This window comes from Mycobacterium sp. smrl_JER01 (genome assembly GCF_048513595.2).
Taxonomy (GTDB): Bacteria; Actinomycetota; Actinomycetes; order Mycobacteriales; family Mycobacteriaceae; genus Mycobacterium.
Genome location: NZ_JBLXXK020000001.1, coordinates 2,402,013 through 2,418,891, shown reverse-complemented (window position 1 = coordinate 2,418,891; position 16,879 = coordinate 2,402,013). Strand labels below are relative to the sequence as shown.

Genomic DNA, 16,879 nt, shown 5'->3' with positions numbered 1-16,879 from the left:
CTCGGCTCATGATCAGTCGAGTTGCTCGCTGACCTCGCGTGCGCCGATGGCTGCGCCCAGCGCAGCGACCCAGCCGGTGATCTGGCGGGCGATGTTGCGCTCGGTCAGTCCGACCTGTGCGAGCACCTCACCCCGTGAGGCATGGGCGAAGAACTCCTGAGGTAGCGCCGCATCGCGGCACGGCACGTCAATGTCCCGGTGCCGCAGCATGCACGACACCGCCGACCCGATGCCGCCGTGCCCGCCGTTGTCCTCGATCGTGACGACGAGTTTGTGTCCCGACGCCAGCACGGCGATCTCCTCGGGGACAGGAAGCACCCACCGCGGGTCCACGACCGTCACGCCGATGCCCTGGTTACGCAGCCGTTCGGCGACAGCGAGCGCCATCGCGGCGAACGGGCCGACAGCGACCACCAGGACGTCCTCGGACATCCCCTCGGCCGGGACCGCGAGGATGTCGACGCCGTTGCGCCGTTCGACCGCAGCGATGTCCTCGCCGACGTCGCCCTTCGGGAACCGGATTGCGGTGGGACCATCGTCGACCTCGACGGCCTCGCCGAGTTCCTCGCGCAATCGAGCCCCGTCGCGCGGTGCGGCGACGCGCATACCCGGCACGATCCCCAGGATCGACAGGTCCCACATGCCGTTGTGGCTGGCCCCGTCCGGCCCGGTCACCCCGGAACGATCCAGGACGATCGTCACCGGCAGCCGGTGCAGCGCCACGTCCATGAGCATCTGGTCGAAGGCGCGGTTGAGGAACGTCGAATAGATCGCCACCACGGGATGCATCCCGCCCATGGCCAGTCCCGCGGCCGACGTCATCGCGTGCTGTTCGGCGATGCCGACGTCGAAGAAACGGTCGGGGAACCGGTCGCGGAACGCGCTCAGGCCGGTGGGCCCGGGCATCGCGGCGGTGATCGCGACGATGTCGCGCCGCTTACCGGCCAGTCGGATCAAAGCCTCGGAGAACGTCGATGTCCAGCCGGGCCCGGGCACCGTCGTCGCCAGGCCCGTCTCGGGGTCGATGACCCCGCACGCGTGCATCTGGTCGTCCGCATCGTTCTCGGCAGGCGCGTATCCCATGCCTTTGCGGGTGACCACATGGACCACCACCGGCGCGTTGAAAGCCCGCGCGTGGCGCAACGCGCTCTCCACGGCATGCTCGTCGTGTCCGTCGATCGGCCCGACATACTTCAGGCCCAGGTCGGTGAACATCACCTGGGGCGACAGCGCGTCCTTGATCCCGGCCTTGATGCTGTGCATGCACTGGTAGCAGAACTCGCCGATCATCGGAACGCCGCGGACCGCCTTGCGGCTCTCCTCGAGAAAACGCTCGTAGCCCGGCTGCAGACGGAGCCCGGCAAGGTGTTCGGCGAACCCCCCGATCGTGGGCGCATAGCTGCGGCCGTTGTCGTTGACGACGATGACCACCGGTCGGCGCGACGCGGCGATGTTGTTCATCGCCTCCCAGCACATACCGCCGGTGAGCGCACCGTCCCCGACGACGGCCACCACGTGACGGTTGCGATGGCCGGACAGCTCGAAAGCCTTCGCGAGGCCGTCCGCGTAGGACAGCGCCGAGCTGGCGTGGCTGGACTCCACCCAGTCGTGCTCGCTCTCCTCGCGCGACGGGTAGCCCGACAGGCCGTCCTTCTTGCGCAGCGAATCGAAGTCCCGGCATCTGCCGGTCAGCATCTTGTGCACGTAGGCCTGGTGTCCGGTGTCGAACAGGATCGGGTCATGGGGCGAATCGAAGACGCGGTGCAGCGCCAACGTCAGTTCCACGACGCCGAGGTTGGGTCCCAGATGCCCACCCGTCGCCGCGACCTTGTGGATCAGGAACTCACGGATTTCGCGGGCCAGATCCTCCAGCTGCGCCTGCGACAGGTGCTGTAGATCTGCGGGACCGCGGATCTGTTCAAGCATCCCGATAGTCTACGCACGGCGGTGCTGGTCAGTCCTGCCGAGTCCAACCCCCGGGAGGGGCCGCAGTGGCCCGACCCCGTCCACAGTTCGGCGGCGAATGCGCCGGTCGGCGCGGTATCCGGCGGTGACGACACGGCGGACCGGTGGCCGCGGCGCGGTGCGCTGCACGACACACCGATCTTCACAAATTCGTCACGTTCTGAGCTGCTGCAGCCGGGCGGAGAACCCTGCTCCGAGGACGCCGGAATGCGGTCCGACCGGGCCGCTCCGGACACCAACTAGGATCGTGGCAGGCCACCCGGTACCCGCGTACCCGCCGACCGAGGTTCGACCGACGTCGCGATCCCCCCGGGCGGCCTACCGCACCGATGCCTCGGTTCGCCCGGACCGATGGCACGCAACCGCGATCGGAGCGCCCTGATGAAGACAGCGTCGTCGAACAGGTTCGCGCAGCTCCCCCGGCGGAGTCGCGTGGCGTTGATCGGCGCCGCGGTGTTCATCGCGCTGCTGGTGTTCGGTCCCCGCGTGATCGACCTCTACGTCGACTGGCTGTGGTTCGGCGAGGTCGGGTACCGGTCGGTCTGGACGACAGTGCTGCTGACCCGGCTGGCCGCCTTCCTGACCGTCGCGCTGCTCGTCGGCGGCGCGGTGCTCGCCGCGATCGTCATCGCCTACCGCACCCGACCGGTGTTCATGCCGACCGAGTCGAAGAAGGCCGATCCGCTGGACCCCTACCGGGCCGCGGCGATGGCACGCCCCCGATTGCTCGCCGCCGGGGCCGCCGTCACCGCGGGCCTGTTGTGCGGACTGATCGCACAGCTGAGTTGGTCCACCGTGCAGCTGTTCCTGCACGGTTCGGCCTTCGGCATCGTCGATCCCGAATTCGGGCACGACATCGGCTTCTTCGTTTTCGACCTGCCGTTCTACCGAATGCTGCTGAACTGGTTGCTGGTCGCGTTCGTGCTGGCGCTGCTGGCCAGTCTGGTGGCGAACTACCTTTTCGGGGGGCTGCGCATCGGCGAGGGCAAAGGCGCGCTGACCAACCCGGCCCGGGTCCAGATCGCGATCCTGGCCGGCATGGTGATCCTGCTCAAGGCGGTCGCGTACTGGTTCGACCGGTACGAACTGCTCTCCGGCGGCCGCAAAGAGCCGACCTTCACCGGCGCGGGCTACACCGACATCCACGCGGCGCTGCCCGCGAAGCTGGTTCTGCTCGCGATCGCGGTCCTGTGTGCGGTGTCCTTCTTCGCGGCGGTGTTTCTGCGCGACATGCGGATCCCGGCGATGGCGACCGCGCTGCTGGTGCTGTCGTCGCTGCTGGTAGGCGGCGGATGGCCGCTGCTGATGGAGCAATTCTCGGTGCGCCCCAACGCCGCTGATGTGGAAGGGCCCTACATCGAGCGCAACATCGAGGCCACCCGCCAGGCATTCCGACTCGACGGAGACCACGTCGAGTACCGCGACTATCCGGGCATCGGCACCACCTCGCCGTTGGATGTGCCGGCGGACCGGACCACCATCGCGCAGGTGCGTCTGCTCGACCCGAACATCTTGTCGCGCACCTTCACCCAGCAACAGCAGCTGAAGAACTTCTACAGCTTTCCCGATGCCCTCGACATCGATCGGTACCGCATCGACGGGGAACTGCAGGACTACATCGTCGGCGTGCGCGAACTGTCCCCGGACTCGCTGACCGGCAACCAGACCGACTGGATCAACCGGCACACCGTCTACACCCACGGCAACGGATTCGTCGCCGCGCCGGCCAACCGGGTCAACGCCGCCGTCCGTGACGCCGCGGAGGCGTCCGAGAGCAACAGCGGCTACCCGATCTACGCCGTCAGTGACATCGCGACCCAGGCGGCCGGGCGGCAGGTCATCCCGGTGGACCAACCGCGCGTCTACTTCGGCGAGGTGATCGCCCAAGCCGATCCCGACTATGCGATCGTCGGCGGCGCGCCCGGGGCCCCACCCCGCGAGTACGACACCGACACCTCGACCTACAGCTACACCGGTGCCGGCGGCATCCCGATCGGGAACTGGTTCACCCGCAGTGTGTTCGCGGCCAAATTCGCCGAGCGCAACATCCTGTTCTCGCGGGCGATCGGCTCGGAGTCGAAGCTGATCCTGCACCGCGATCCCCAACAGCGCGTGCAGCGGGTCGCGCCGTGGTTGACCACCGATTCCAACACCTACCCGTCCGTGGTCGACGGACGCATCGTGTGGATCGTGGACGCCTACACCACGCTGGACAACTATCCGTACGCCGCGCGTGCGTCGCTGGAACAGCCGGTGGTCACCCCGAACGGTGCCGTCAGGCACGGTCAGGCCGTGTCCTACGCCCGCAACTCGGTCAAGGCGACCGTCGACGCCTACGACGGAACGGTCACCCTCTACCAGTTCGACACCGAGGACCCGGTGCTGGCGGCCTGGATGCGTGCACTGCCCGGCACGGTCAGAAGTGCCGACGACATCTCCGACGAACTGCGCGCGCACTTCCGCTATCCGGAGGACATATTCCGCGTCCAACGCGAATTGTTGTCCAAGTACCACGTTGACGAGCCGCGGGAGTTCTTCACCACCAACGCCTTCTGGTCTGTGCCCAGCGATCCCACCGATGACGCGACGTCACCGCAGCCACCGTTCTACGTGCTCGTCGGCGACGAGCAGACAGCGGAACCGCGGTTCCAGCTGGCCACCGCGATGGTCGGATACAACCGCGAGTTCCTGTCGGCCTACATCTCGGCGGGCTCGGACCCGGACAACTACGGCAGGCTCACAGTGCTACAGCTGCCCACCGACACCTTGACCCAGGGCCCGCAGCAGATCCAGAACTCGATGATCTCCGATACCCGGGTGGCCTCCGAGCGCACCCTGCTGGAACGGTCGAACCAGATCCACTACGGCAACCTGCTGACCCTTCCGATCGCCGACGGCGGCGTACTGTACGTCGAACCCCTTTACACCGAACGGATCTCGACCAACCCCAACAGTTCGACGTTCCCGCAGCTGTCCCGGGTACTGGCGAGTTTCCGGGAACGCGACGGCGGCGGGGTCCGGGTGGGGTACGCACCCACGCTGTCCGAGGCGCTCGACCAGATCTTCGGCACGGGGACGGGCCGCGTCGCCACCGCACCCGGCGGCGACGCCGCGTCCGCGCCACCTCCGGCGGCCGTGGTCCCGCCCGACCCCGCACCTGAAGCGGCGGCACCGTCCCCGGGTGAACAGCAGGCGGTCCCGACACCCCCCGGTCCCGGTGCCCCCGCCTCGACGACCGAGCTGCGCGACGCGATCGCCCAGATGCGCGAAGCGATCGAACGGATGGAGCAGGCGGTCGACGGCCTGGAGCCGGCCGGCCCGTGAGCGTCCCTCATCTGCCCGGCCCGTGAACGGCCCTCATCTGTGCAGCACGGCAACGCATTCCACATGATGGGTCAGCGGGAACGAGTCGAACACCCGCAGCTCCTCGACCGAGTAACCGTGCCCGAGGTAAAGCCCCACATCCCGGGCGAATGATGCTGCTTCACAACCGATGTGGATGATCCGCGGCACCTTGGCGGCGGCCAGCAGGTCGATCACCTCGCGGCCGGCGCCGGTGCGCGGGGGATCGAGCACCGCGACGTCGGCGCGGCTGCGCTGTCCGCCGAGCGCCCGCCGCACCGAATCGGTCACCACAGTCACGTTGCCGAGATCTGCCAGCGCGGCGCGCGCCGACCGCGACGCGCCCCGAGAGGTGTCCACGGTGATCACCGCGCCGGTGTCCCCGACACCGTGCGCCAACGCGGCGGCGAAAACCCCTGCGCCGCCGTACAGGTCCCATGCGGTCATCCCGGCCGACAGTTGCGCCCCCTCGGCGACCAGCGAGCTGTAGAGCGCGGGTGCGTCGCGGTGGGCCTGCCAGAACGCGGTGACCGGAACCCGCCACGTGCGCCCGCCCACCCGTTGCACCGCTTCGTAGCCACCCTCGATCACGGTGGTACGCCGGCCCCGCCCGGCGTGTGCGATGTGTCGGAGCCCGTCGTCGTCCACGACGACGTGCACCGCGGCCTCGGCCGGCCACCGGGTGTCGGCCACACCCTCGAGCATTCCCACCGGCAATTGGGCACAGTCCAGCCGGTGCACCAGTTCGGCACTGTGATAGCGGTGAAAACCCGCACGTCCGTCGGCCGAGGTGTCCAGCCGCACCCGGGTGCGCCAGCCGGTGGGCAGGCCGGCGCCCACCGGCTCGGCGGCGGCCTCGGATTCGTCACGCCAGTGGTAATTGCCAAGGCGGGCAAGCTGGTTGGCGACCACGGCGCCCTTGATCCGACGGACCGCGGCCGGCTCGGCGAAGGCCAGGTCACAACAACCCGACCCGTCCACCCCGGCGATCGGACACAACGAGTCGATCCGCTCGGCCGCCGGTTGGAGGATCTCGACGGCCTCGGCGTTCCAATAGGATCCGCGATCGCCGATCAGCCGGGCGCGTACCGTCTCCCCCGGCAGCGCATAGCGGACGAACACCACCCGGCCGTCGTGGCGCGCGACGCAACTACCGCCGTTGGCCGCCGACCCGGTGGTCAGCACCAGCTCCGCAGCGCTCAATCCAGGAACCCCTTGCGAGCATCGCCCGGCGCGGACTGCGGCGCCAACCGCTTGAGCCGCTCCGACGAGGACAACTGCCAGGGAACCGAGGTCACCATCACGTTCGGCTCGAACAGCAGGCGGCCCTTGAGCCGCAGCGCGCTCTGGTTGTGCAGCACCTGCTCCCACCAGTGCCCGACGACATATTCGGGGATGAACACGGTGACCACGGTGCGCGGTGAATCCTTGCCGACCCGCTTGACGTAGTCCAGAACCGGCCGGGTGATCTCCCGGTACGGCGAGGCGATCACCTTCAGCGGCACACTGATGTCGCTCTGCTCCCACTTGTGCACCAGCTGACGGGTTTCGGCGTCGTCGACGCTGACGGTGAGCGCCTCCAACACGTCCGGCCTGGTGGCACGCGCGTAGGCCAGCGCCCGCAGCGTGGGCAGATGCACGTTGGACACCAACACGATGGCGTGGTTGCGGCTGGGCAGCACGATGTCCTCGGTCTCGGCCGCCTGGGCGTCCAACTCACGACTGACCGATGCGTAGTGCCGGTGGATGAGCTTCATGATGCCGAACAGGGCACTCATCACCAGGATCGTGATCCAGGCTCCAGCAACGAATTTCGTCACGACGACAATGACCAGCACGGTTCCGGTGCACAGGAAACCGATGGTGTTGATCACCCGGGAACGGGTCATCCGAGCGCGCACGGTGTCGTCGGTCTCGGTGCGCAGCAGCCGGGTCCAGTGTCGGACCATCCCGATCTGGCTGAGCGTGAACGACACGAACACCCCGACGATGTAGAGCTGGATCAGCGCCGTGACCTGGGCCTGGAACGCCACGACGAACGCGACCGCACCCAAAGCCAGGAACAAGATGCCGTTGGAGAACGCCAGCCGGTCCCCACGGGTGTGCAGCTGGCGCGGCAGGTATCGATCCTGCGCCAGGATGGATCCCAGCACCGGGAAGCCGTTGAACGCGGTGTTGGCAGCCAGGACCAGAATCAGTGCCGTCACTCCGGCGATCAGGTAGAGCCCCAGCGGGAAACCGTGGAACACGGTGTCGGCGAGCTGGGCGATGAGGGTCTTCTGGTGATAGTCGGCGGGCGCCCCGCCGAGCTGTTCGGCCGGCCGCTCGGCGATCTGCACACCGGTGGCCTTGGCCAGCATGATGATGCCGATGAACAGCGTGATCGCGACGACACCGAGCAGCAGCAAGGTGGTCGCGGCGTTACGCGACTTCGGCTTCTGGAAGGCCGGTACACCGTTGCTGATGGCCTCGACACCGGTCAGCGCGGCGCTGCCCGACGAAAACGCCCGCGCGACGAGGAACACCAGCGCAAAGCCGAGGATGTCGCCGTGCTCGGAGTGCATCTCGAAGTCCGCAGACTCGGCCCGCAACGGCGTTCCGAGTACATAGATCTGGAAGAATCCCCACGCCAGCATCGCGTACATGCCGATCATGAACGCGTAGGTCGGTATCGCGAAGGCCGTTCCCGATTCCCGTATTCCGCGCAGGTTCAGCGACGCCAGCACCAGGATCGCCACCACCGCGAACCACACCTTGTGCTCGTTGATGAACGGCACCGCCGACCCGATGTTCGACATGGCCGAGGACATCGACACCGCGACGGTCAGCACGTAGTCGATGAGCAACGCACTGGCCACGGTCAGCCCCGCGGTAGGCCCGAGGTTCGTGCTCACTACCTCGTAGTCGCCGCCGCCGGACGGGTAGGCGTGCACGTTCTGCCGATAGCTGGCGATCACGATCAACATCACCGCCGCGACCGCCAGACCGATCCACGGCGCCATCGAATAGGCCGCCAATCCGGCGACCGAGAGCACCAGGAAGATCTCTTCGGGCGCATAGGCCACCGAGGACAGCGCATCGGAGGCAAAGACCGGCAGCGCTATCCGTTTGGGGAGCAGGGTGTGCGACAACCTGTCGCTGCGGAACGGCCGGCCCAGCATCAGACGCCGTGCGACCGTCGAAAGCTTGGACACGACTGCCAAGAGTAAGCCCGAAGGCCACCGGCTGTCGCAAAGCGGTAGCGTTCGGGGTGCACGGGTTTTGCGGTGACCTCGGCTGGGAAAGGACCGTCAGGTGCGTGTTGTGGTGATGGGATGCGGCCGGGTGGGCGCGTCGTTGGCGGACAGCCTGGCCAGGATCGGCCACGACGTCGCGGTGATCGACCGCGACGGCACCGCATTCCACCGGCTCTCTCCCGACTTCTCGGGCGAGCGGGTGCTCGGTATGGGGTTCGACCGCGACGTGTTGATCCGGTCCGGCATCGAGGACGCCGGGGCGTTCGCAGCGGTGTCCTCCGGCGACAACTCGAACATCATCTCCGCGCGGGTGGCCCGCGAGACCTTCGGCGTGCAGCGTGTGGTGGCCCGCATCTACGACGCCAAACGTGCCGCGGTGTACGAGCGGCTCGGCATCCCCACCGTGGCCACGGTGCCGTGGACCACCGACCGCCTGCTCAACGTGCTGACCCGGGAGACCGAGACCACCAAGTGGCGTGATCCGACCGGCAACGTCGGGGTCACCGAACTGGCGCTGCATGAGGACTGGATGGGTCGCCGCATCACCGAACTGGAGGCAGCCACCTCGGGGCGGGTGTCATTCCTGATCCGCTTCGGCGCCGGCCTCCTGCCCGACGCCAAGACGGTCATCCAGGCCGGTGACCAGGTGTATCTGGCGGCGATTTCCGGCCATATCGCCGAGGCGCTGGCGATCGCCGCGTTGCCTCCCAACGAGGAACCGGAGGGCAGATGACTCGAGGAGCACGACGGTGAAGGTCGCGATCGCGGGTGCCGGCGCGGTGGGTCGGTCCATTGCCCGCGAGTTGGTCGAGTCCCACGACGTCACCCTGTTGGAGCGCAACCCCGACCACATCGACGTCGACGCGATCCCCGCCGCGCATTGGCGCCTCGGCGACGCGTGCGAGCTGAGCCTGCTCGAGTCGGTCAGGCTCGAGGATTTCGACGTCATGATCGCCGCCACCGGTGACGACAAGGCCAACGTAGTGGTCAGTCTGCTGTCCAAGACCGAGTTCGCGGTCCCGCGCGTGGTGGCTCGGGTCAACGATCCCCGCAACGAATGGCTTTTCGACGAGGCCTGGGGTGTGGACGTCGCGGTCTCCACCCCGCGCATGCTCGCCTCCCTGGTGGAGGAAGCGGTGTCGGTCGGCGATCTGGTGCGGCTGATGGAATTCCGCAAGGGGCAGGCCAATCTGGTCGAGATCACGCTGCCCGACGACACCCCGTGGGGCGGAAAACCACTCAAACGCCTGGAACTACCCCGGGACGTGACCCTGGTGACGATCCTGCGGGGGGCCCGGGTCATCGTCCCGGAACGCGACGAACCGCTCGAAGGTGGCGACGAGCTGTTGTTCGTCGCAGTCACCGAGGCCGAGGACGAGTTGCGCGAGCTGGTGCTCAACCCGCAGAAGCGCTGAGCAGCGCTCAGTTCGGCTCGCGCGCCGCGTCGTCCTTCTCGTCGGTGTCGGCAGACCCGTGCAGACCGCGCTCGCGCAGTTCACGCTGGGCCGCGCGGATCGCCATATAGGTGACCAATGCAGCCACCGCGGTCAGCGGCCAGCCCATCGCGATGCGGGCCACGCCGAGCCATCCCGTCTGGTCGGCGTCGTACAGGTGATGCTGGACCAGGAATCGGGACGTGAACACCGCGACCCAGACCAGGGTGGCGATGTCGAAGGCCAGTACTGCCCGCCGCACCTCCCGCCAACGTCGGTCGCTGGTGTGCACCCAGCCCCAGATGTAGCCGACCACCGGGCGGCGGATGACCACCGACACCGTGAACACCACAGCCCAGAACAGCGACATCCAGATGCCGAGCAGGAAGTAGCCTTTGGAGGCGCCGACCAGGTAGGCGATGAGCGCGCTGATGCCGACCGCGAAGAACCCGGAGATCGCGGGTTGGGCCGTCTCCCGGCGGGCCAGCCGCCAGATCAGGATCACGGTGGCCACGGCGAGCGCCGCGCCGATGGCGGGCATCAAACCGAACGCCGAGGAGACCGGCACGAACACCACGACGGGCAGCGAGGAGTAGATCAGACCACTGATGCCGCCCATCTGTTCCAGGACGGCCGCACCGCGCAACGGAGAGGTCTGCTGCTTGCCCGGATCGGAGCCGGGGTCACTCACTTCTGGATCTCGTAATGGGGGTTGTAGATCGCCTTGGATCCGTTGTCCAGCTTGCCGACCCGACCGTGCACCTTGAGCGTGCGCCCGGATTCGATGCCGGGGATACGACGCTGCCCCAACCACACCAGCATCACCGAGTCGGTGCCGTCGAACAGCTCGGCCTTGACGCCGCCGGCGCAACTCTTGCCGTTGCACTCGACGCTGCGCAGGGTTCCGATCATCGTCACTTCTTGACCGCGTTGACAGTCGATCGCCTTCTGGGCGCCCGTACTGGCAACTTCCTCACTGAGCTCTTCGACATCGAGCTGCTCAGGATCTTCGGTCAACCGGCGGGTGAGCCGGCGAAGATATCCCTCGGCCGTGGCCATGGCCTCTCCTGACCTTCTGCCAATCCACTGTGGACTCTGTTGACAACGCCACGGTAGACCTGTTGGTTCCCAGAAGCTAACCGCGACGCACGGCACCGTGGGGTCGTGTCGAATCGGGTTCCACCACCAGGCACGATCGAAACATGACGGTCAATCTGCGCGGCGTCACCACCGTTTTGTTGCCGGGCACCGGCTCCGACGACGACTTCGTCTACCGGGCCTTCTCCACAGCGCTGCACCAGGTGGGAGCGGTAGTGGTGACCCCACCGCCGCAGCCGCACCGCCTCGTCGACGGGTACCGGGACGACCTGAGCGATGCCGCGGAGTCCGGGCCGATCGCGGTGGGCGGCGTGTCGATCGGGGCGGCAGTGGCGGTGGAATGGGCGATCGCGCATCCGAGCCGGGCGGTCGCCGTGCTCGCGGCGCTGCCCGCGTGGACCGGCGCCCCGGACGCGGCTCCGGCGGCCCTGGCGGCACGTTATTCCGCGGACCTGCTGCGCCGCGACGGTCTGGTCGCTGCGACGACCCAGATGCAGTCGACGAGCCCGAAGTGGCTGGCTGAGGAGTTGACGCGCTCGTGGCTCGGGCAGTGGCCCGCGCTGCCGGACGCGATGGATGCCGCCGCGCGTTACGTCGCCCCCACGAGTACCGATTTGGAAGGATTGCGTGTCCCGCTCGGGGTGGTCTCGGCCACCGATGACCCCGTGCATCCCCTTGAGGTCGGGCTGGAATGGGTCTCGGCGGCCCCGCGGGCCGCCCTGCGGACCGTCACGCTCGACGCGGTCGGTGCCGATCCATCGATTCTGGGCGCGGGCTGCCTGGCCGCGCTGCGCGACGCCGACGATCCGGCGCGGCCACCGACGCGGTGATCGTGGCCACCGCGGCCGGGGTGCACCGGGTGACGGTCACCCGCCGGTGATGGTGCGCAGCTGCTGCATCGCCGATCCCGTCGTCGAGCGTCGGGCGTTGGGCTGCGGTGGCTCCTGCTGCGACGGCTCCTGCTGCGGCGCCGGCGGCTGGGGTTGAGGCTGGGAACCGGCGGCCTGTTGCTGTTGCGCGACGGCCTGCTGTTGGGCCGCGGCCAGCTGCGCGGCCATCGGCTCGGGCAACTGCACCGGCAGCGGCGTACGCACCGGCAACGGAGTGTCGCCGCGGCGAACCACGGTGTCGGCCAACGCGTTTCGCGCCTGCTCGACCAGCTGGGTCATGGTCTCGTAAGGCCCGTTGACCACACAGCGGATCATCCAGCGGTAACCGTCGACCCCGATGAACCGCACCACCGCAGCACCCTCTCCCGCGGTGCCGACCACCTCGCGACCCCAGGGACCGTCTTCGATGCTCACCCGGGGCGCGTCCTTACGCAGGGAATCCGCCAGCTCGGCGGCAACTTCTCGCCACAGCCCGGCAGATTTCGGCGCGGCGTAGGCCGCGATGGTGAAGCGGCCGTTCGGCGTGACCACCCAGATCGCGCTGGGGGCGCCCTGCTCGTTCAGTTCGACCTGCACCTGCCCGGCCTCGGGCATCGGGATCAACACCGATCCCAGGTCCAGGCGGGCCACCGCGGCGATTGCCGGGTCGTCGAAGTCGTCGATGTCGAACGGGCCTTCCAGCTCCTCGTCGTCGATGTCCACCGACGTCACCTCCTCAGGCGTCTCAGTGCTGCTGTGGTGTGCTGCTGTGGTGTCTGTCAGTGCTGCCGTGGTGTCTGCCTAATGCCATGTCATCTCCATCTACAGACTGGCATGCCCACCCGAGGAACCGTGCCCGCCGTCGCCGCGGGTCGTGTCGGCCAGCCCGGCCTCGTCGAAGGAGGTCACCTCGACCAGTTCGGGCAACTCCACACGCTGCACCACCAGCTGGGCGATCCGCTCTCCCCGCCGCACCACGATCGGCGACTCGGGATCGTGATTGATCAACGAGACCTTGATCTCGCCCCGATATCCCGCATCGATGGTGCCGGGACTGTTCACGATTGAAAGCCCCACGCGCGCAGCAAGTCCCGATCGCGGGTGGATCAACCCGACCATGCCGTGCGGAATGGCCACCGCGATACCGGTGCCGACCAGCGCCCGGTGACCGGGTGCCAGCTCCACGTCCTGGGCGCTGTAGAGGTCGACGCCCGCGTCGCCCTCGTGCGCCCTGGTCGGCAGGGGAAGGTCCCGGTCGAGGCGCACTACCGCCAAAGAGGTGGACACGACCTCAGAGATTACTCTGGGCCCCGTGTCTGACACGCGCGCCACCGCTCAAACGGTCCGCTATCGCGAGCGTCTGCTGGTCCCGCTGTGGTGGTGGCTGCCCGGCCTGGGTCTGGCCGCCCTCATCGGCCTGCAGTTCAACCAGGGCATCCGCACGCTCCCGGACTGGCTGCCCTACGCCGTGCTGCTACCCGTCGCCGCCGTGGTGCTGCTGATGCTCGGCAGAACCGAGCTGCGGGTGGTCGGATCCGGCGATCAGACCGAGCTCTGGGTCGGCAACGCGCACCTGCCCGTCGGGGTCATCTCACGAACGGCAGAAGTGCCCCGCTCGGCCAAGTCGGCGGCGCTGGGCCGTCAACTGGACCCTGCGGCGTTCGTGGTGCACCGGGGCTGGGTCGGCCCCATGGTCCTGCTGGTACTCGAAGATCCGGACGACCCCACCCCGTACTGGCTGATCAGCACCAAGCATCCGGACAAGGTCCTGGCCGCGCTGCGCGCCTGAGGGCAGGCGCACAGCGCACGCTCTCAGACGTCCCGCGGCGTTCTCAGGCGGCGCAGTCGGTGCAGATCATCATGCCGTTCTTCTCGCTTGCCAGCCGGCTACGGTGATGGACCAGGAAGCAGCTGGAGCAGGTGAACTCATCGGCCTGCTTCGGAATCACCCGCACCGAGAGCTCCTCACCGGACAGGTCGGCGCCCGGAAGCTCGAACGATTCGGCGGATTCGGACTCGTCGACGTCGACGACAGCCGACTGAGCTTCGTTGCGCCTCGCCTTCAGTTCCTCGAGTGAATCCTCGGAAACGTCATCGGTCTCGGTGCGCCTTGGGGCGTCGTAGTCGGTGGCCATAAACCTGTCCCCTCCGTGAAGCTCGTTGCAGCGTTGCTTTGTACCAGCGTCGAACGCATCCGCCAAACGATTCGTGCCCGGATTGACACCGGTTCTAATGTGATTTGCGTCACATCCGGGCCTGGTCGTTTATTGCTGCCGGTCGGAGCACCGTACGCCATGGCTCTAGAGTGCTGACCGTGGTCGCGCAAATCACCGAAGGCACGGCGTTCGACAAGCACGGCCGTCCGTTCCGCCGCCGAAACCTCGTGCCCGGGATCGCGATGTTCGTGTGCCTGGCCGTCGCCGCCGGTCTGGTGTGGGTGATCGCGCTGTCCCGTCCCCCCGAGGTACAGGAGGCCGCGGTGTGCAACCCGCCACCGGCGCCCGCCGAACCGGGCGCACCCGTGCCGAACCTCGGCGAGCAGGTCACCCGCGCCACCATGCTCGACGTCACGCCCGCCAAACTGGTCGACACCCGGATCCGGGTGCTCAACGCCAGCGGTCAGGGTGGTCAGGCCTCCGAAGTGGCCGGTGCGCTGCGCGATCTCGGATTCACCGATCCGGAAGCCGCCAACGACCCGGTCTATGCGACCGCGCGGCTGCAGTGCCAGGGTCAGATCCGGTTCGGTCCGTCCGGGCGGGCCGCCGCCGCGGCGGTCTGGCTGGTGGCTCCGTGCACCGAACTGTTCCAGGACGGGCGCCCCGACGACACCGTCGACCTGGCCCTGGGCACCGATTTCACCGAGGTGACCCGCAGCGACGACATCGACGCCGTGCTGGCCAGCCTGCTTCCCGACGCCACCGCGCCGGCCGACGCAGAACTGCTGACCAAGGCCCACACCGGAACCTGCTGAATCAGCCTCCGAACGCCCCGCACCGCTGCAATGCCTCGTCGAACGCACTGCTGATCCCCGGCGCCGCAGCCACCATCAATCCCGACCCGTCCGCCGAGGCGGGCGCCCGGACCGCCCCTCCGGCCTCCGCGGCGATCAGCGCCGCGGCAGCCCAGTCCCACAGATGCACACCGTCCTCGTAGTAGGCGTCCAGGCGACCCTCGGCCACCGCGCACAGATCCAGCGCGCAGGACCCGATCCGTCGCACGTCACGCACCTCGGGCAGCAGCCGGGCCACCACCTCGCCCTGCCACTGTCTGCGCTCGCGTTCGTAGGAAAACCCCGTGCCGACCAGCGCCATCGACAGCTCGGTGACCGCGTTGCACCGCAGCCGCGTGTAATCACCGCCGCGGCGTACACCGGCCCCGTGGCCGAGGGCCGCGGAGTACACCGCACCGCCGGCGACGTCGGCGACCGCGCCGGCCACCGATGCGCCGTCCCGTCGCACCCCCACCGACACCGCGTAGGCCGGCAACCCGTACAGAAAGTTGACGGTGCCGTCGATCGGGTCCAGCACCCAGCTCACCTGCCCGTCGGCGACCTCTGCCGGCCCGCCCTCCTCTTCGCCGAGAATCGCCTCACCCGGCCGCAGTTCGGCGAGCCGGTCCCGCAGTAGCCGCTCGGTCTCGGTGTCGACCACGGTGACGGGGTCGGTGGGGCTGCTCTTGGCGCGCACCGCGGACTGCTCTCCTCCGGGGGCGGTGCCCGCACCGAACACCTCGGTACGGCGCCTGCGGACGTACTCGGCGGCCTCGGTGGCCAACTGCTCAGCCACCACGCGGAGCCGCTCGGAATCGGTGTCGATGTTCACCTGTCCATCGCAGCACATCAGTTCACCGCGGGCCCCATGGGATGGACGACTGGCACACATCACAATTGGGGAGCCGATAGGGTGTCATCGCGCCCTGACCGTCCGACGGCGCAGCACAGTCGACGAGCACCGGTGCCACCACCTGCGCAGAGGAGCCTGCATGACCGCCGACGACAAGTCCTTCCCGTCAACAGCCCCCGAGCCCGGTAGCGCCGGCCGCGGCTTCGGTATCGACGTCGGAGGCAGTGGCGTCAAGGGCGGGATCGTCGATCTCGCCACCGGTCAGCTGATCGGTGAGCGGTTCAAACTGCCCACCCCGCAACCCGCCACCCCGGACGCAGTCGCCCAGACCATCGCCGAGGTGGTGGCGCACTTCGGCTGGGAGGGGCCGCTCGGGGTCACCTACCCGGGAGTCGTCGCCGACGGGATCGTATGCACCGCGGCCAACGTCGACAAAGGGTGGATCGGCCTCAATGCCAGGGACGTCATCGGCGCCGCCCTCGGCAACCGGCCGGTGACAGTGCTCAACGACGCCGACGCGGCCGGACTCGCCGAAGAGCGATTCGGTGCGGGTCGCGACAACAGCGGCGTCATCGTGCTGTTGACCTTCGGCACCGGGATCGGCTCGGCGGTGATCCACAACGGGGTCCTGCTGCCCAACACCGAGTTCGGACATCTGGAGGTCGGCGGCAAGGAAGCCGAGCACCGGGCCGCCAGCTCGGTCAAGGAGCGCAAGGACTGGAGCTATGAGCGCTGGACCCAGGAGGTCACCAAAGTGCTGGTAGCGATCGAGAACGCGATCTGGCCCGACCTGTTCATCGCGGGTGGCGGAATCAGCCGCAAGGCCGACAAGTGGCTCCCGCTGCTCAAGAACCGCACCCCGGTGGTGGCCGCGGCGCTGCAGAACACCGCGGGCATCGTCGGTGCCGCCATGGCGGCCGAATACGACGTGACGGCTACCGGCAGGTAACCCACTGTGGTCGGCGCGCGGGAGCGTCAAATTTGCCGCTGCGCACAGCGTCAACGCACACTGTCGTTACAATGGTCGACGGCGGCCGCCTACCGGATGACGGCGGAAGAATCCCACCCCGAACCACGCTGTGAGATCGACGCCA

At 68.2% G+C, this 16,879-nt stretch carries 17 protein-coding genes; 8 read left to right on the top strand and 9 right to left on the bottom strand.

Features of this window, described 5'->3' with window-relative positions; translation table 11 throughout:
- Nucleotides 1-12: 12 nt before the first annotated feature.
- Entirely contained in the window at nucleotides 13-1,926 is a 1,914-nt protein-coding gene (dxs, locus tag ACNUDN_RS11450; RefSeq protein WP_419122047.1) for a 1-deoxy-D-xylulose-5-phosphate synthase, read from the bottom strand.
- 21 nt (nucleotides 1,927-1,947) lie between these two features.
- On the opposite strand from dxs, the gene ACNUDN_RS11445 reads away from it, so the two are divergent.
- Nucleotides 1,948-2,208, top strand: a complete 261-nt coding sequence (locus tag ACNUDN_RS11445) for a hypothetical protein (protein ID WP_419122046.1) — start codon at nucleotides 1,948-1,950, stop codon at nucleotides 2,206-2,208.
- Nucleotides 2,209-2,346: 138 nt separating this feature from the next.
- Nucleotides 2,347-5,289 (top strand): UPF0182 family protein, encoded by a 2,943-nt coding sequence (locus ACNUDN_RS11440; protein WP_419122045.1) that lies wholly within the window; start codon nucleotides 2,347-2,349, stop codon nucleotides 5,287-5,289.
- A gap of 33 nt (nucleotides 5,290-5,322) precedes the next feature.
- On the opposite strand, the gene ACNUDN_RS11435 is transcribed toward ACNUDN_RS11440, so the two are convergent.
- Nucleotides 5,323-6,510, bottom strand: a complete 1,188-nt coding sequence (locus ACNUDN_RS11435; RefSeq protein WP_419122044.1) for a class I SAM-dependent RNA methyltransferase — start codon at nucleotides 6,508-6,510, stop codon at nucleotides 5,323-5,325.
- Nucleotides 6,507-8,501, bottom strand: coding sequence for an APC family permease (locus tag ACNUDN_RS11430; protein ID WP_419122043.1), 1,995 nt, complete (start codon nucleotides 8,499-8,501; stop codon nucleotides 6,507-6,509). Before ACNUDN_RS11430 ends, ACNUDN_RS11435 begins: the two co-directional genes overlap by 4 nt.
- 100 nt (nucleotides 8,502-8,601) lie before the next feature.
- On the opposite strand from ACNUDN_RS11430, the gene ACNUDN_RS11425 reads away from it, so the two are divergent.
- Nucleotides 8,602-9,276: a potassium channel family protein gene (locus ACNUDN_RS11425; protein WP_419122042.1), complete on the top strand. Its 675-nt coding sequence runs from the start codon at nucleotides 8,602-8,604 to the stop codon at nucleotides 9,274-9,276.
- Between the two features lie 16 nt (nucleotides 9,277-9,292).
- Nucleotides 9,293-9,958: a potassium channel family protein gene (locus ACNUDN_RS11420; RefSeq protein WP_419122041.1), complete on the top strand. Its 666-nt coding sequence runs from the start codon at nucleotides 9,293-9,295 to the stop codon at nucleotides 9,956-9,958.
- A 7-nt stretch (nucleotides 9,959-9,965) separates the two neighbouring features.
- Here the strand turns inward: ACNUDN_RS11420 and ACNUDN_RS11415 are convergent, their stop codons facing one another.
- Both ACNUDN_RS11415 and ACNUDN_RS11410 read right to left on the bottom strand, forming a co-directional pair.
- Entirely contained in the window at nucleotides 9,966-10,667 is a 702-nt protein-coding gene (locus tag ACNUDN_RS11415; RefSeq protein ID WP_419122040.1) for a DUF3159 domain-containing protein, read from the bottom strand.
- Nucleotides 10,664-11,035, bottom strand: a complete 372-nt coding sequence (locus ACNUDN_RS11410; RefSeq protein ID WP_419122039.1) for an OB-fold nucleic acid binding domain-containing protein — start codon at nucleotides 11,033-11,035, stop codon at nucleotides 10,664-10,666. The genes ACNUDN_RS11415 and ACNUDN_RS11410 overlap by 4 nt, the downstream gene beginning before the upstream one ends.
- A 143-nt stretch (nucleotides 11,036-11,178) precedes the next feature.
- On the opposite strand from ACNUDN_RS11410, the gene ACNUDN_RS11405 reads away from it, so the two are divergent.
- Nucleotides 11,179-11,904: an alpha/beta fold hydrolase gene (locus ACNUDN_RS11405; protein WP_419122038.1), complete on the top strand. Its 726-nt coding sequence runs from the start codon at nucleotides 11,179-11,181 to the stop codon at nucleotides 11,902-11,904.
- Nucleotides 11,905-11,940: 36 nt separating this feature from the next.
- Here the strand turns inward: ACNUDN_RS11405 and ACNUDN_RS11400 are convergent, their stop codons facing one another.
- Both ACNUDN_RS11400 and dut read right to left on the bottom strand, forming a co-directional pair.
- Nucleotides 11,941-12,675, bottom strand: coding sequence for a DUF3710 domain-containing protein (locus ACNUDN_RS11400; RefSeq protein ID WP_419122037.1), 735 nt, complete (start codon nucleotides 12,673-12,675; stop codon nucleotides 11,941-11,943).
- A 90-nt stretch (nucleotides 12,676-12,765) separates the two neighbouring features.
- Nucleotides 12,766-13,230, bottom strand: coding sequence for a dUTP diphosphatase (gene dut, locus ACNUDN_RS11395; RefSeq protein ID WP_419122036.1), 465 nt, complete (start codon nucleotides 13,228-13,230; stop codon nucleotides 12,766-12,768).
- A gap of 25 nt (nucleotides 13,231-13,255) precedes the next feature.
- On the opposite strand from dut, the gene ACNUDN_RS11390 reads away from it, so the two are divergent.
- On the top strand, nucleotides 13,256-13,732 hold the full coding sequence (locus tag ACNUDN_RS11390; protein ID WP_419122035.1) for a DUF3093 domain-containing protein: 477 nt from the start codon (nucleotides 13,256-13,258) through the stop codon (nucleotides 13,730-13,732).
- A 43-nt stretch (nucleotides 13,733-13,775) separates the two neighbouring features.
- Here the strand turns inward: ACNUDN_RS11390 and ACNUDN_RS11385 are convergent, their stop codons facing one another.
- The gene (locus tag ACNUDN_RS11385; protein ID WP_011894786.1) at nucleotides 13,776-14,078 is read right to left on the bottom strand and encodes a DUF4193 domain-containing protein; all 303 of its coding nucleotides are present in this window, start codon (nucleotides 14,076-14,078) and stop codon (nucleotides 13,776-13,778) included.
- Nucleotides 14,079-14,257: 179 nt separating this feature from the next.
- Between ACNUDN_RS11385 and cei the strand changes: the two genes are divergently transcribed.
- Entirely contained in the window at nucleotides 14,258-14,914 is a 657-nt protein-coding gene (gene cei / locus ACNUDN_RS11380) for an envelope integrity protein Cei (RefSeq protein ID WP_419122034.1), read from the top strand.
- Nucleotide 14,915: 1 nt separating this feature from the next.
- Here the strand turns inward: cei and ACNUDN_RS11375 are convergent, their stop codons facing one another.
- Nucleotides 14,916-15,782 (bottom strand): inositol monophosphatase family protein, encoded by an 867-nt coding sequence (locus tag ACNUDN_RS11375; RefSeq protein ID WP_419122033.1) that lies wholly within the window; start codon nucleotides 15,780-15,782, stop codon nucleotides 14,916-14,918.
- 142 nt (nucleotides 15,783-15,924) lie between these two features.
- On the opposite strand from ACNUDN_RS11375, the gene ppgK reads away from it, so the two are divergent.
- Entirely contained in the window at nucleotides 15,925-16,734 is an 810-nt protein-coding gene (gene ppgK / locus ACNUDN_RS11370; protein ID WP_419122032.1) for a polyphosphate--glucose phosphotransferase, read from the top strand.
- Nucleotides 16,735-16,879: the final 145 nt, after the last annotated feature.